General features: G+C 40.1%; 8 protein-coding genes. All 8 read left to right on the forward strand.

Features of this window, described 5'->3' with window-relative positions; genetic code table 11:
- Nucleotides 1-21: 21 nt before the first annotated feature.
- The 8 genes from BHU72_RS11020 to clpB all read left to right on the forward strand — a co-directional run bounded on the left by BHU72_RS11020 (nt 22) and on the right by clpB (nt 14,890).
- Nucleotides 22-2,133: an N-6 DNA methylase gene (locus tag BHU72_RS11020; RefSeq protein ID WP_069702674.1), complete on the forward strand. Its 2,112-nt coding sequence runs from the start codon at nt 22-24 to the stop codon at nt 2,131-2,133.
- On the forward strand, nt 2,127-3,287 hold the full coding sequence (locus tag BHU72_RS11025) for an amidohydrolase (protein ID WP_069702675.1): 1,161 nt from the start codon (nt 2,127-2,129) through the stop codon (nt 3,285-3,287). Before BHU72_RS11020 ends, BHU72_RS11025 begins: the two co-directional genes overlap by 7 nt.
- Nucleotides 3,288-3,367: 80 nt before the next feature.
- Nucleotides 3,368-5,080, forward strand: a complete 1,713-nt coding sequence (locus BHU72_RS11030) for a two-component system response regulator (protein ID WP_069702676.1) — start codon at nt 3,368-3,370, stop codon at nt 5,078-5,080.
- Nucleotides 5,081-5,127: 47 nt separating this feature from the next.
- Nucleotides 5,128-7,107 carry a hybrid sensor histidine kinase/response regulator gene (locus BHU72_RS11035; protein ID WP_069702677.1) on the forward strand — a complete coding sequence of 660 codons (1,980 nt, stop codon included), beginning with the start codon at nt 5,128-5,130 and terminating at the stop codon, nt 7,105-7,107.
- Nucleotides 7,108-7,124: 17 nt separating this feature from the next.
- Nucleotides 7,125-8,327 (forward strand): response regulator, encoded by a 1,203-nt coding sequence (locus BHU72_RS11040; protein ID WP_069702678.1) that lies wholly within the window; start codon nt 7,125-7,127, stop codon nt 8,325-8,327.
- Nucleotides 8,324-11,596, forward strand: coding sequence for a response regulator (locus tag BHU72_RS11045; RefSeq protein WP_069702679.1), 3,273 nt, complete (start codon nt 8,324-8,326; stop codon nt 11,594-11,596). Before BHU72_RS11040 ends, BHU72_RS11045 begins: the two co-directional genes overlap by 4 nt.
- Nucleotides 11,597-11,691: 95 nt before the next feature.
- The gene (locus BHU72_RS11050; RefSeq protein ID WP_218076130.1) at nt 11,692-12,039 is read left to right on the forward strand and encodes a hypothetical protein; all 348 of its coding nucleotides are present in this window, start codon (nt 11,692-11,694) and stop codon (nt 12,037-12,039) included.
- 217 nt (nt 12,040-12,256) lie between these two features.
- On the forward strand, nt 12,257-14,890 hold the full coding sequence (gene clpB / locus BHU72_RS11055; RefSeq protein WP_069702681.1) for an ATP-dependent chaperone ClpB: 2,634 nt from the start codon (nt 12,257-12,259) through the stop codon (nt 14,888-14,890).
- The last annotated feature ends 195 nt before the right edge of the window (nt 14,891-15,085 follow it).

Here is a 15,085-nt window from a genome sequence, read left to right on the forward strand (position 1 = left end):
TTAATGGAGGACCAAGTGAAGATGGGTCAGTTGACATTACAAGAAGCTGCTGAGAAATTAGGCGTTTCACAAGCAACTGTGCGAAACTGGATGAAAAACGGCAAGTTACAGGCAACATCGCCGGAAGGGCGCAGAATTTTCTTTGATAAGGTGATTGTCAATGCGCTGAACCAGAAAATTGCTGAAGGTGAGATTACGAGCTTGCAGCAGAGAAGAAATAAGCGCGCAGTTTCAGGGAACTTCATCGCAACGAGATATGTCAACTATCAACCATATCTTCATTTTGCTACGCAGGTATTACACATAGCTACAACAATCCAAAACCCCTATCGCAATCAAATTGTATTATTAGAAATGGCTTTAGAGTTTTTGATGCAAACGGGGCATATAGTAGCAGATATAGCTGATATGGAATGTAGTGCGGTCGAAGGCTACATGCAAAACCATTTTGAGGTGGATGCGCCATACCAAGTGTTACTGCATCAGCTTGTAGCGATAGACTCTGGGGATGTGGATGCTACGGTCATTACTCAGTTAAGGAAGATGAAAACCCTTGGGATTCCTTATATCGAGGGTGAGGATTTTCTAGGTCTTCTATATATGGCATTAAGCAATTTAGGTGAACGCAAGGGCAAGGGTAGCTATTACACACCTACGGATATTGCGGAGCAACTTACTGCGAAAGTGCTCGCGGGAGTCGTCCATAATCAGTCTAACGATGGGGATAATCAACCGATAAAAATACTAGATCCGTGCTGCGGATCGGGCAATTTTTTGATACGTGCATTTTTACAGTTGCGTGATACAATAGATGAAAAGATTCTCATTCGCGATGTCATTCGTGGTTACGATAATGATTCAGTAGCCGTCGCTTTGGCTGCCCTGAATCTAGTATTGTTGATGAGAGAAAGACTACCAACAGAATCACTTTCACTACCGATGGTAGACTGCCGCAATACGTTGCAGGATGATTGCGCAGATGCTGGGACTTGTATGAACCAGCGATTTGATGTGATTCTAGGGAATCCGCCGTGGGGCTCAAGGTTCAATCGTGAACAAATCAAAGAGTTAAAAGCGCGATATCAGACAACAGAAAGCAGCCCTGAAGCATGTAGCATGTTTATTGAATGGGGAATTGATAACCTTCATAAAGGTGGACTTCTTGCATATGTATTACCTACATCCCTTTTGCATGTAACGGGACACCGAAAGCTACGCAAGTTAGTGCTGGAAAAAACGAACGTACTTGCGATTGAGTCGCTAGGCAACCGCTTTGCAAAGGTGTTTGCCCCTGCAATGAGCGTAATCTTTGAGAAGGCAGATCTGAATCGTGATCAAAAGCAGGATCAGAAGATTACCGTGAATGGATGGGACTATGATACGAATTTTATCCCGCAATCGAGATTTCATTCCAATCCGTACTATATTATGAATGTTCAAGCAAGTTCTATCGATTGCCGAATCCTCGAAACAATGAAGAATCAACTAGGAGTCAAGTTTCTTAAAGGGCATGCAGAATTTGCACTTGGCATCGTCACAGGGAACAATCGTGAATATATTCTTGAAACTTGTCCTGATGATGGGGAAGTTGTGATCCAAGGGAGCGATATTTTTAAATATAATTATTCCTGTAAGAAAAAGTACATAGTCTTTGATTCGGCACGATTTCAACAGACAGCGTCTGAATGTAAGTACCGAGCAAAGGAAAAATTATTCTATCGTTTTATCAATAATAGTTTAATTTTTGCCTATGATAATCAGCAAAGGGTATCTTTGAATAGTGCGAATCTATTAATCCCAAAACTAGAAGGCTACTCGATTCTCTATATATTAGCAGTTTTGAATTCTCGAGCAGCACAGTTTTTCTATCAGAAAACCTTTTCTAGCATAAAGGTCTTACGCAATCATATTGAATCAATCCCTATTCCTCCGTGCGACTTTACTATCATGGAAGAAATCGAGCACAATATAAGAACGCTACTAAATACAGAAGATGCAATAGAGCGTCTATTAATATACGAGAAAATAGATTCCATAATCATGGAAGTATATCAATTATCGAATCCACACAAGCTACGAATCTATGATGTCATTGAACATGTTAAATTTTTAGGAGGAACGAAACGATGTTAGCAATCATTAATGCACAAATTATGACGATTACACAAGGAACAATAGAGCAAGGGACAATCTTGATAAAAGACGGTAAAATTCACGCAATTGAGACTGGTGCACCTGAACTACCAGAAGGCACGGAAATTCTTGATGCAAAGGGTAAGGTAGTAACTCCGGGATTGATAGAAGTGCATGGACATTTGGGTATTTGCGAAGAAGGTATTGGATGGGAAGGTGAAGACGTCAATGAAATGACGGACCCTTCTACTCCGTATGTTCGTGCAGTGGATGCAATAAATCCCTTTGACATGGGATTTGAAGACGCGCGCAAGGGTGGCGTCACATCAGCCCACTCTATGCCAGGCAGTGCAAACGTAATTGGCGGAGAGACAGTAGTGATAAAAACAGCAGGAACGATTATTGAAGAGATGATTTTGAACCCGCTAGCTGGGGTGAAGGTAGCATTTGGAGAAAACCCGAAGCGAGTTTACGGAGAGAAGAAACAGTTACCGTCTACACGGATGGGGACAGCAGCAGTGCTTCGCCGTGAATTAACGAAAGCGCAAGCTTATATGGATAAAATCATATTAGGAGAACAAGACCCTGACAAAAAGCCGGACAGAGATCTAGGGTTAGATGCGCTTGTGAAAGTTTTAAAACGAGAAGTACCGTTACGCGCACATGCACACCGCGCCGATGATATTGTCACAGCAATTCGTATTGCGGAAGAGTTCAATGTTGAAATCACAATTGAACATTGTACGGAAGGGCATAAAATTGTAGATTTCCTAAAGAAGAAGAATGTAAAGGTTGCTGTAGGGCCAACTCTTTCAAGCCGTTCGAAAGTAGAGTTACAAGATTTGGGCTTCTCTACAGTTGATATTTTGAATAAAGAAGGGCTACAGGTTTCAATTTTAACGGACCACCCTGTAATTCCTATTCAATACTTGCCGATTTGCGCCGCACTTGCGACACGCGAAGGACTATCTGAGGAAGATGCATTAAGAGCAATTACGATTAACCCAGCGAAACATTTAGGAGTCGATCACCAGGTAGGTTCTCTCGAAATTGGTAAGGATGCCGACATCGTTATTTGGAGTGGACATCCGTTTGATTTCCGTACAAATGTCGAATTTACTATTATTGATGGAAAGATTGTGTATAAAAAGTGAAAAATCCCTATATTAAATAATGGAAAAATATAATAAGATACAAAGGTACGATATAACTCTTCTTAGAAGGTGGTGAAATTATGAATCAACTAGGGAAGAATCCCGGGACTCCTGTCATACTAATTGCCGATGATCGTAGAGCTACGCGTCTAGTGATTAGAAACGTACTCCAAAAAGAGGGGTATCAAGTGCTAGAAGCGGAAGATGGGCAAGAGGCGATTGAGATGTTTTTAACTTATCGACCAGATATTATATTGTTAGATATTATGATGCCAGTGATGGATGGTCTTACAGCGTGTAAGAAAATAAAGAAACTACCATTTGGTCACGAAACTCCCATTCTAATGTTCACAGGCCTTGATGACGGAAAGTCGGTAGAATTAGCATTTAAGGCAGGGGCTACTGATTTCATAACGAAACCTATCAATTGGGAAGAGTTACGCTATCGGGTATTAAGGTTATTACATCTGAAAGATATGGAAGAGACGGTACAGCGTCAAGTGTACTATGATTCTTTAACCAATTTACCGAATCGCTTACTCTTTAAAGATAGATTAACAGTTGCTATTAATAAAGCGGACGAGGAAAAGCTACAATTAGCAGTTCTATTCATAAACTTAAAGAATTTTGCACTGATTAACGACGCGTTCGGATACGACAATGGAGACCGATTGATTAAAGGTGTTGCTGAAAGGCTCTTACAAATAGATTCTAAAATTAGTGTATCTCGTATGGGTGGCGACGATTTTGCAGTTGTAGTTCCGTCTATTTACAAAGGGGAAGAGGCTGCCAAATATGCCGACCTTATTATCAATGCTATCAATCAACCTTGGTCAATAGAGGAGCAAGAAGTATATATTGATTGTAATGTAGGGATTGCCTTGTACCCTCACGATGGGGAAGACGTACAAACCTTATTGAAAAACGCGGAAACCGCGATGGATCGTGCGGCGGAGCAGAATCGCAATATTTATCGTTTCTACGATCAACAGATGAACAGTAAGGCATTGGATCGCATAGCGCTAGAGAATGCGTTGCGATATGCCATCGAACGCAATGAGCTCATCGTGTATTATCAACCGAAAGTGAATTGTAACACGGAAGTGATTTCGGGAGTTGAGGCTCTCATCCGATGGAATCACTCGGAGCGTGGCATGATTTCGCCTATAGACTTTATTCCATTAGCGGAAGAAAATGGTCTTATCCTTCCGATTGGAGAGTGGGTACTCAAGACCGCTTGCACGCAAGTGAAAGAGTGGCATAACCAAGGCTATAAAATCCACCTTTCTGTGAATTTCTCAGCGAAGCAGTTTCAACAAGATCATTTGAAAGAGACAATCGAGAGAGTATTGCAAGAAACAGGTTTCCAAGCTCAATTTCTCACGGTAGAAGTGACAGAAAGTGTCGCCATGGAAAATGTGAATTTCACGATCAAGATTCTAAATGAGCTGAAAGCTATGGGAGTTAAGGTTTCCATTGACGATTTTGGAACGGGGTATTCATCACTCAGTTACCTAAAGAAACTGCCAATCAGCGAATTAAAGATTGATCGATCTTTTGTCCGAGATATTACTACCGACCAGGATGATGCGGCGATAGTAGATATGGTAATCGTTTTAGGTAAGACGTTAAAGATGAATATTGTTGCAGAAGGTGTTGAAACAGTATCGCAATTAGAGTTTTTGAAATCTCATCATTGTCAGGAAATGCAAGGATTCCTATTTAGCAAACCGCTACCATCGAACGAATTTGAGATTCTATTAACTTCGAATATTAAAGGTGTCATCTTGTAAATGAAAGTTTTATCCTTAGTGGTCTTATTATTAGGAGGTTTAGTGAGATGGGTGGAAGAGATGAATTAATAAGAAAACTTTCTTCTGCTGTTGAACAAAGTCCAAGTACAGTTGTTATAACTGACACTCAAGGAGTTATCGAATACATCAATCCAAAATTCACTGCATTATCTGGATTTACAATCGAAGAAATATCTGGCAAAAAGCCAAATGTTCTAAAGTCAGGATTTTTGCCGGAACACATATACAAAAGCTTGTGGCACACAATCTCTTCTGGGCAGGAATGGCGTGGAGAATTATTAAACCGGAAAAAGAATGGAGATTTATACTGGGAGCATGCTTCCATATCTCCAATTCGTGACGAGACTGGTGCGATTACTCATTATCTTAAGGTAGCGGAAGATGTTACAAACCGGAAGAGAGTTGAGGAAGAGCTTAAGGAAGCGAAAGAAGCGGCTATCCGGGCATCGGAAGCCAAAAGTGCATTTTTGGCGAACATGAGCCATGAAATTCGTACGCCGATGAATGTCATTATTGGAATGACAGAATTGGTGTTAGACACAAAGCTTGAAGCCGAACAGCAGGAATATCTGAATATGGTAAGAGATTCTGGAAATCTCTTATTAAAAATCATAAATCAAATACTAGATTTTTCGAAGATTGAAGCAGGAAAGCTAGAACTTGAGAAGATGACATTTCCTTTTCACGAAACGATTATGCGTCTAGTGAAAATCCAATCGGTTGCAGCCCGTGAAAAAGGAATAACACTAGATTTAAACTTTGACCATAATATCCCGGATTTGCTAGAGGGAGATGCGATTCGACTTCAACAAGTTCTTATCAATTTGATTGGGAACGCGATAAAGTTCACGAACCTTGGTGGAGTGACACTTCAAGTACAACTAGTTGAAACGAAGGAGGACAAAGTCGTGATTCGTATGGCGGTGCAAGATACTGGCATGGGCATCGCTACTAATAAGATTGATCGCTTGTTTGAGAGTTTTAGTCAAGTGGAGAGTTCATTTACGAAGAAATATGAGGGTACAGGATTAGGCCTTGCTATTTCGAAGAAATTAGTAGAACTTATGGGCGGAACGATAGCCGTTGAAAGTGAGGTTGGTAGAGGGAGTGTCTTTCATTTCACAGTTTGCTTTGCATTGGCAAAACAGCAGATAGAACTTAATCCAACGATTTCCCGAGAAGTATCGAGTATGATAAATGAAACGGCAGTAAATAGAAGCCTACGCATTTTATTAGTCGAAGATAAACCGATGAATCAAAGACTTGCAACTGCTATTTTGCAAAAGAAGGGCTGGCAGGTTACGACAGCGAATAATGGATTGATTGCTGTGGAAATCCTTCAAAAGGAACTGTTTGATATAATTCTAATGGATATACAAATGCCTGTGATGAATGGAATCGAAGCGACCACTGAAATTCGTAAATTAGAGAAAATGACCAACCGTTCAGTGACGCCAATCGTTGCTATGACAGCAAATGCAATGAAGGGTGAAGAAGAGAAATACATTCAAATCGGCATGGATGATTATATAACGAAACCTTTTGTTACAGAAGAACTATATACAAAGATAGAATCTTTAGTTCTAAAAGCTTCACAGGATCCTAATGGAGAACCAAAGGAGAACGTGGAAGAGAAAGCTGAGAAAGTGGAGCAAATGCAGGTTCCTGCTGGACTTCAAGAAGGATATAACCTTTTGGGGAGGGACCAACAACTTTTTCAAGAGATTGTCGAGATATTCGTAGCTGAATACCCTACAGATTTAGAAAAGATGCGCCAAGCGATTGCAAATCAAAATGCCGTCGAATTATCTGAGGTAGCCCACGGATTGAAAGGTGAACTTGGACACTTACGAGCAGCAAAGGCTTATCAGTTAGCTAGCAGATTAGAGAAACTTGGCAAAGAGAGTGAATTGCAGGAAGCAAGTAAAGTGTTAGAGGAGTTTACTAGAGAACTTGCGCTGTTAGAGGAATTCTTTTCAATAGAAAACTGGATTGAAATACTCTAGTTATTGGAGGATATTGTATGGGGGAAGTACAGGCTGCAAATATTTTGATTGTTGACGACAAAAAAATTAATAGGATTATTCTTGAAAAGCATTTAAAAACTGCTCAATACTATAATATTTCCCATGCAGGTGATGGTCAAGAAGCTTTAGATATGGTGAAAAAGCAAAAGCCTGACCTCATTTTATTAGATATTGTGATGCCTGGTATTGATGGTTTTGAAGTATGTCAAAGGTTGAAAAGCGATCCGAGAACTCAGATGGTTCCTATCGTTATGGTCACAGCCCTAAACGACCATGAATCGAAATTAAAATGTATCGAATTCGGCGCCAATGATATCTTGAATAAGCCTGTTGATTCCACAGAATTGATTGCGCGAGTGAAATCCTTAATTCATGTGAAACAATACTATGACCAACTACATCGCCTGAATGAACAATTAATTGACAATTTAAAAACCGCGGCGACCATACAGCGGGCATTATTACCAAAGAAACTTCCACAAATCCAGGGGGTTTCTTTAGACGCATTTTACAGGCCGACAGAAATTATTGGTGGGGATAGCTACAATATCTTTCCAATTGATGAAGAGAATTTGTGTTTTTATATAGCGGACGTTTCAGGGCATCAACTAGATGCAGCCATGCTTACTGTGTTCATAAAAGAATTTGTTTCTGGCTACACAAGACAAGCCATTGAGAAGAAAGAAATTTTCAAACCTGTATCCTGCCTACAGCAATTAGATGAAGCATTTAAAAAGGAAGAATTTCCTTTAGATATTTTCATTACAATGTTTTTGGCAGTGTATCACTGCCCAAGTAGCACTTTAACATATTCAACGGCTGGTTTTGCCCAAGTCCCATTGATTTATGGTAAAAATAGGATTCGTCACTTGCATTGCTCAGGAAAGCTGATTATGGCGCTAGAGGCAGAAAGTGATTTTGAGGAACATGCTACAAAGCTTGAAAAGGGCGAGGGGATTTTCATCTATACCGATGGCTTGGTTGAGCAACTAAACCCTGAACAGACAGAGCATTTTGGAACAAGCCGCATTGAAATGGCATTAGCTAGTATGGAAAATGGTCAAGAAATGAGAGCGGTACCAATGATGATTCAAGAGTTGAGTGCATTTGCAGGAACGGATTCTTTTCAAGATGATATTGCCATTATAACTATGTTTTTACATGACGATTTCTCCAATTGTGAGGTGACGAATCGATGAGAATCCTTCTATTGCCAGTCATAAAATTAATGGACCGGCTCACATATTTCAAGAAATTCCTCATCATTGGTCTTACGGTAGGACTAGGGATTATTACGATTGTAGGCAATTTATTCTATGATATTAATCATGATGTGGATGCGGCTAGGGACAGACAAATCGGAGCACATTATATCAATGAGTTAAAAGGTCTCTTGAGTGATATGCAGAGGCATCGCGGTCTTTCCTATGCATATAGTGGTGGGGAGAGTGCTCATCACGTACTGATTGAAGAAAGCGAAAAGAAAGTGCGTGACAGAATCGATACTATTAAAGAATTAAACGTTCGACATCAATCGCTCATAAAGGTGGATGCACATTGGCAGAAGATTGAGGCCGATTGGAAATCAATGCAAGCAATAGGCCCAGGTTTTGATGTGGAAGTTCGTTTTGTAATTTATGCTGATGTAATTCATCAACTGATTGAGACGATTCGCTATGTAGCAGATACATCTGGTTTGATTTTAGATCATGAAAGGCATCGCTATTATTTAACAAATACCGTTGTCAATGAAGTTCCGTCACTTTCAGAAGAATTAGGTCAGATGCGCGCTTTAGGAACTAGAATTGCGAATAAGCAGAAGATTACTAGTCAGGAACGACAAAGGCTAATTCAACATGTACGATCGATTCAGAATATGTTAGATCGAATTACGTTTAATATCCATATTATTGAGCATGAAAACGAGCGGCTACATGACTACATTCTCCCGCTTCAAAGAGAGGTAGAAGTTAGTACCGATGAGTTTATAGGTTCTGTAGAACGACAGTTAATCCTTTCAGAGAGTATACAAATCCAACCAGAGCAATTTTTTAGTCAAGCAACACAGGTACTTGATACAGCTTTCGCATTGTATGAAACGATAACAACCGAATTACACGATGATTTGCAGGGGGAAGTTGAACGTTTAGAAAGGCGCAAAACAGTGATTTTGTCGATTGCGCTCTTAATGGCTTTTTTATGTCTGTATATGTATCTTGGGTCCTACTTCTCTGTGCATAATGCAATCTCAGCTTTGAAACAAGGAACAGAGAAGATAGCAGGTGGGGATTTTGGTATCCGCTTGAGATTAGATACCAAAGACGAGTTATCTTATATTGGGGATACCATTAATACCATGGCAGATGAATTAGAGAAATATATAGAAAGAAAAGAACTAATTCGCCAAGAATTAACCAAGGCTAAGGATGCAGCAGAAGATGCTTCTCGTTCGAAAAGCGAATTTCTTGCCAATATGAGTCACGAGATTCGTACACCAATGAATGTCATCATTGGCATGTCTGAACTTGTCCTTGGCACAGATCTGAAAAAAGAACAGCGGGAATTCATCTCTATGGTGCGAGATTCCTCCTATTCATTGTTAGATATTATCAACGACATTCTTGACTATTCGAAGATCGAAGCAGGCAAGATGAGACTGGAATATTCGAATTTTAACATACGAGAAATGATAGAGAAAGTATCAAGATTTCATGCGGTCAAGGCCCATGAGAAAAACCTTGAATTAGTCCACCATGTACACCCAGATGTTCCGAACATATTATCTGGGGATCCGTTACGATTGCAACAAATTTTGATGAACTTTATTAGTAATGCTATTAAGTTCACAGATCAGGGTGAGGTTGAGATTTCTTGCGTGATGATTCGTGAGGAAGCGGATACACAGCAACAAAGTGTGCTACTGCGCTTTTCTGTACGAGACACAGGCATAGGAATACCTGCTAATAAAATTGACAGACTGTTTAAGAGCTTTAGTCAAGTCGACAGCTCATTAGCAAGGCAATATGAGGGAACTGGCTTGGGTCTCGCAATATCTAAGCATCTATGCGAACTTATGGGTGGAACCGTAGGCTTAACTTCAGAGGTTGGTGTAGGAAGTACATTCTATTTTGAAGTTCCATTTACTGTAGTTGAACAAGAGAGTTGTGAACTTATTGAACCGACTCAAGAGATATCGCGCGCAACACTGCAGGATCTTAGGGTTTTAGTAGTCGACGATAACCAAGCGAATCGAAGAATTCTTGTAGAGTTGTTAAGTAATTGGGGAATTCAAGTCACTACGGCTACAAGTGGGTTTGAAGGGATTGAAATCCTAAAGCAAAGTGTAATAGATAAAGATTTGTATGATCTAGTACTTCTAGATCTTCATATGCCTGAAATGGACGGATTTACAGTCGTAGAGAAATTATCAGAAAATATTGATTTAAAAGGAACGGTAACGATGATGCTCTCTTCTGCAAATATTCAAGAGAGCACACAACGTTGTAAGGAACTTGGGATTGCTGCGTATTTAACGAAGCCGTTAAAGCAATCGGAACTTTTTGATACGATTATCAATGTTGTAATAGAGAAACGCTTATTGGTAAAAGATAAAAGCTTCCAAGATGCTTTGGCGAGCGGCACCTTGGATCAACCATTGCAAACAATGCAAACGAAGGTTTCAGAAGTAGATGATACAATGTTAGAACTCTATCGTACAGGGGCGCCAGTGAATATTTTACTTGTCGAAGATAAAATGATGAACCAAAAACTGGCGACAACGATTTTACGCAAGCGTGGCTGGAACGTCACGATTGCAGGCAATGGTAAGCAAGCGATTGATGCTTGGCAAGAACAAGAGTTTGACGTGCTTTTAATGGATATATCAATGCCGGAAATGGACGGTATGGAAGCTACGAAATCGATTCGAAAGCTGGAGACCTTAAGTAATCGCCAACGAGTTCCGATTATTGCCATGACGGCCAACGCAATGGCTGGTGATAAAGAGAAGTATTTAGCAATCGGTATGGACGACTATGTATCGAAACCAATTGAAACTCAAGAATTATATAGGGTTGTAGAATCTTTTATTCCAGAACCTCCGAGTCAAAAGCTATCAGCACCTGAGGGGATTCAAACGATTATTCAACAATTAGGGAATGACAAAGATCTAATTCAAGAAGTCATAGATATTTTCTTAGAGGACTATCCTAAGGATCTAATGAGAATCGAAGAAGCGATTATGCGCGGTGATTCTCAGTTGTTAAATGAAGCAGCTCACGGATTAAAAGGAGAGCTAGGTAATTTAGGGATTAAACAATCATTCTCGATAGCATTTGAACTTGAGAAGTTAGGGAAAGGCTCATCATTTGACCAACAGTTAGCAAGAAAGCTACTTGATGAACTGAAGGTCGAACTTGAACAAGTAAGGGAATATTATGCATCCCAGCAATGGTTAGAGTATCTGTAGGATGTAAAGAGAAAATCGGAGTTTTGTAGATTTTGTGAACAGGTATGCTATGACATTGACACCTCTCAAGAAAACCATTAGCATTGATATGTAAGTTGATAGGAATAATAGTTCAGAAGATGGGCTTTTACTATGAATTGACTTTAAGTATCAGGAAAGTGGGAATTCATTTCATGGGAGCAACAGTACCAGTTGTGGCTGCATTAGCTTTCATATCTTTTGCCGTAAATTTACCTATGGGTATGTGGCGTGCAAGAGTTATAAAGTTTTCATGGCAATGGTTTGTTGCCATCCATATTAGTGTACCGTTTATCATATATCTACGATTAGAGGCAAACGTGAGTAACGCCTTTATACCTATAATGATTTTTGCGGCAGTCATAGGACAATTCGCCGGCGGTAAATTCATTATAAATAAAAAAACAAAAGAGGATTCGGCGTAACCTCTTGGATGTTTATGCATATAATGGAGCATAACCCTCCCATAACTCCCCGTAATTAGCGACAGAAATGTCGCTTTTTTTCTTTGCCCAAAACCATGTCTGACCAATATTGACTTTTGACCTACTTTGACTTATAATAAAGATAGGCTCAAAACATGTTAAAATGAGCAAAAATAGGAAATTATATTATATAAAACATAACGAGGAGGCAATTGATATGGATGCTAATAAATTCACAGAGAAGTCATTAGAAGCAGTGCAAGGAGCTCAAACAAAGGCTTTACGGTATAACCACATAGAAGTAGATGTAGAGCATGTACTCATGACCCTCTTAGAACAAAATGATGGTCTTCTTCCGCGCTTACTCAATAAGATGAACGTATCGATTGATGCTTTACGACAGGAAGTTGATCAAGAATTAATTAGACGCCCAAGTGTTACAGGACCAGGTAGAGAACCTGGGAAAATATATATATCGAATAGGCTAAGCCAAGTGCTCATCAAAGCGGAGGATGAAGCAAAGCGCTTTAATGATGATTATGTTTCTGTAGAGCATCTATTTCTAGCAATATTAGCGGAATTAGAAAAGCAGAACTTCGGTAAAAAGCTCAAGCAATTTGGCATAACTAGAGATAAAGTCTTACAAGTACTAACGGAAATCCGCGGGAATCAAAGGGTAACAAGCACGAATCCAGAGACTACATACGAAGCCCTTGAGAAATATGGTAGAGACTTAGTGAAAGACGCTCAAGGGAATAAGATGGATCCAGTCATTGGTCGTGATGCCGAGATTCGTCACGTAATCCGAATCCTGTCTAGAAAAACAAAAAACAACCCAGTGTTAATCGGTGAGCCTGGGGTAGGTAAGACAGCCATTGTTGAAGGACTAGCCCAGAGAATCGTTCGTGGTGATGTTCCTGAGGGGCTGAAGAACAAACAAGTATTTTCGTTAGATATGGGAGCCTTAATAGCTGGGGCGAAATTCCGTGGAGAATTCGAGGAACGTCTGAAGGCTGTACTCCAGGAAGTTAAGAAGAGTGAAGGCCAGATACTACTGTTTATCGATGAGCTTCATACCATTGTTGGTGCTGGTAAAGCAGACGGGGCTATGGATGCAGGGAACTTATTGAAGCCGATGCTTGCTCGTGGGGAACTCCATTGCATTGGAGCAACTACCTTAGATGAATATAGAAAATATATCGAGAAGGATGCCGCTTTAGAGCGCCGTTTCCAACCTGTTATGGTAGAAGAGCCAAATGTGGAAGACACGATTTCTATCCTTCGTGGTCTAAAGGAACGCTTTGAAGTATTCCATGGGGTGAAGATTCAGGATAACGCATTGGTAACTGCGGCAGTCCTGTCAGACCGTTACATCACAGATCGCTTTCTACCGGATAAAGCAATCGATTTAGTGGATGAAGCCTGCGCGATGATACGCACGGAAATTGATTCACTTCCTTCGGAGTTGGACGAAGTCAAGCGTAAAGTGATGCAGCTTGAAATTGAAGAAGCAGCTCTTAAAAAAGAGAAAGATACAGGAAGTAAGGAACGCCTACAAATTTTGCAAAAAGAGCTTGCCAATCTGAAAGAGCAACTAGCAACAATGCATGCACAATGGGACAATGAGAAGAACGCAATTCAAGCAGTAAGAAACTTACGTGAAGAACTAGAAGCAATCAACCATGAAATCGAGCTGGCAGAGCGTCAATATGACTTAAACCGTTTGGCAGAGTTGAAATATGGAAAGCTACCAGAAATGGAAAACAAATTAAAGCTAGAAGAGGAAAAGCTACGTTCGCAACAAAGCGGTCAAGCATTATTGCGAGAAGTAGTGGATGAAGAGGAAATTAGTAAAATCATATCTCGATGGACGCGTATTCCGCTGTCCAAATTAGTCGAGGGTGAACGTGAAAAGCTGCTTCGCCTCGATCAAGTACTTCATGAGCGTGTCATTGGGCAAGAAGATGCTGTGCAGTTAGTGGCCGATGCCATTGTTCGTGCAAGGGCAGGAATTAAAGATCCTCGTAGACCGATAGGTTCATTCATTTTCTTAGGGCCAACAGGGGTAGGGAAGACTGAACTTGCGAAAGCCCTTGCGGAGACTTTATTCGATACCGAAGACAATATTATTCGTATCGATATGAGTGAATATATGGAGAAGCATTCGGTTTCTCGTCTAATTGGGGCACCTCCTGGGTACGTAGGTTATGATGAAGGTGGACAATTAACAGAAGCTGTCAGGAGAAAGCCATATTCTGTCATTCTGTTTGATGAAATTGAAAAAGCGCACCAAGACGTATTTAACGTGTTACTCCAAGTGCTAGATGATGGTCGTATTACCGATTCTCAAGGGCGTATGGTCGATTTCAAGAATACCGTGATTATCATGACATCGAATATTGGATCTGGGTATCTACTAGATGGAATTGATAAAGATGGGATGATCGAAGAATCAGCACGCAAGAGTGTTATGGGTGAGCTTCGAGGACATTTTAGACCGGAATTCTTGAACCGCGTCGATGAAATTGTACTATTCACTCCACTACAACACAGTCAGATTAAAGAAATTGTTAAGTTGCTGGTTGTTGATTTGCAAAAGCGTTTGCAAGATCGTCATATCACGCTGGAATTAACAGATGAAGCAATTGAGTATATTGGTAAAGAAGGTTATGATCCAATCTATGGTGCAAGACCTTTGAAGCGATATTTACAACGTAATGTCGAATCAAAGATTGCAAGGTTACTGATTTCTGGCGATGTTTTAGAGCATGCCAAGATTGTAATTGACTATGATGGCGAACAATTGCAAGTTCGTTGGGAGAATCAAGGCACGAATAGTTTAGAGAAATAGCTAGGAAAGTTAGGAAATGAGGGCTGCTTAATCTTATGATACATGGGATTAGGCAGCTCTTTTCGATTATATAGTACAGAAAATAATATCATTATGCCTATATTGACACATACTTTTTCCTGTAGTACTATGGGTTTTGAAGTAGTTACATATAACTATTATGTCTAAAGTGACACATATATCTTATTTGGCGTA

Source organism: Desulfuribacillus stibiiarsenatis (assembly GCF_001742305.1).
Lineage (GTDB): Bacteria > Bacillota > Bacilli > Desulfuribacillales > Desulfuribacillaceae > Desulfuribacillus_A > Desulfuribacillus_A stibiiarsenatis.